The sequence below is a fragment of the Flavobacterium sp. UGB4466 genome, assembly GCF_903469665.1.
GTDB lineage: Bacteria > Bacteroidota > Bacteroidia > Flavobacteriales > Flavobacteriaceae > Flavobacterium > Flavobacterium lipolyticum.
The window spans coordinates 1-908 of the sequence record NZ_CAGKLC010000248.1; the positions used below are offsets into that span (position 1 = coordinate 1).

General features: G+C 39.2%; 1 protein-coding gene. It reads left to right on the plus strand.

The window, feature by feature from the left end; genetic code table 11:
* On the plus strand, positions 1-908 hold a 908-nt coding region (locus JO950_RS21910), incomplete at both ends, for an AMP-binding protein (RefSeq protein ID WP_202704540.1).

Consider the following 908-nt stretch of genomic DNA (forward strand, 5'->3'; position numbering starts at 1 on the left):
ATACTGGGTGTGTTAAAATCGGGAGGAGCTTATGTTCCTATTGATCCGCAATACCCTGAGGAAAGAATAGACTATATAAAAGAAGATACTCAGTGCAAGGTTTGTCTGGATGAGCAAGAGTTAAACAAGTTCAAAGAAAACCAGGAACGTTATGCTAAAGACTTAGAGACTCGCACGGCTAAAAGCGATCATTTGGCTTATGTGATCTATACTTCAGGTTCGACAGGAAATCCGAAAGGAGTCATGATTGAGCATAAGAATGCATATTCTTTTATTCAATGGAGTCATGATGAATTTAAAAACTCTGATTTTGACACCGTTTTATTCACCACCTCACTGAATTTCGATTTATCGGTTTTTGAGATCTTTCATCCGCTGACAAGAGGTAAGGAGTTGAAGGTTCTTAAAGATGGCTTATCGATCCCTGGGAATTTAAATTCAGGGAAAAAACTTCTGATTAATACGGTTCCAAGTGTTGTGGGGGCATTGCTTCAGCAAGGGATGAGTTTTGAGTCTGTTTCGGTATTAAATATGGCCGGAGAGCCGATTCCTTCTAATTATAAGAAAGAGTTAAAAGGAAAAGTAAAAGAGATACGAAACTTGTACGGACCATCTGAAGACACAACTTACACGACAGTTTTCAGAGTAGATAAAGATGATCTTGATCTGATTGGTAAACCAATTTCTAATACAGAGCTCTACATTTTAAACTGCAAAGAGGAATTACAGCCGATAGGAGTAGTCGGAGAGATTTGCATAAGTGGAAACGGTTTGGCCAGAGGTTATTTAAACCAGGAAGGGTTAACCAAAGAGAAGTTTATAGCAAATCCTTTTAAAGCAGGAGAACGTCTGTACAAAACAGGCGATTTGGGTCGTTGGCTACCCGATGGCAACATCGAGTTCATAGG